Here is a 595-nt window from a genome sequence, read left to right on the forward strand (position 1 = left end):
TCATTAAAGCAATTAATTAATCTTTCATAATATTTATTTGTACTATTGTTATAAATAGCATATTTCTTTGCTTTATTTACAATACTTTTATATTCTTTAAAATTCATGTTATAGCTCTTTTCTAAAGCACTAATTATATCATCAATATCTAAAACATTAAATATTACGCCTTTACCATTTCTTAACATATCTGGTATGCCACCACGATTGCTGCCTAAAACAAGACACTCAGTACACATTCCTTCCAAAACTGTATTAGGATAATTCTCCATCCAAAGTGAAGGTACTACTACACTATAAATTTCCTGCAATTTTTGTATTATCTTATCATAACTTAAGAAACCTAAATATTCTGTTTTATTATTAAGATATGCCTTTAATCTATTAAGATCATTTTCATCCGCCTTGCCAGCAATAATTAATTTAACGTTTTTATCTTTAGAAAATTTATTAAAGGCCTCTAGTAACTTAAAAACACCTTTTTCTTCATTTATAGCTCCATAATACATATACACTTTAATGTTATCACTAAGTTTTTTACTAAATTCATTTAACTTAGTAAAATCAAACGGATTATTTATACACTGTATATTAT

At 25.2% G+C, this 595-nt stretch carries 1 protein-coding gene; it reads right to left on the minus strand.

Annotated elements, in window-relative coordinates:
* A partial coding sequence (locus tag CLLU_RS18560) for a glycosyltransferase (RefSeq protein WP_158255952.1) occupies nucleotides 1-595 on the minus strand: 595 nt, incomplete at both ends.

Origin of the sequence: Clostridium luticellarii, assembly GCF_002995845.1 — a bacterium.
Classification (GTDB): domain Bacteria; phylum Bacillota; class Clostridia; order Clostridiales; family Clostridiaceae; genus Clostridium_B; species Clostridium_B luticellarii.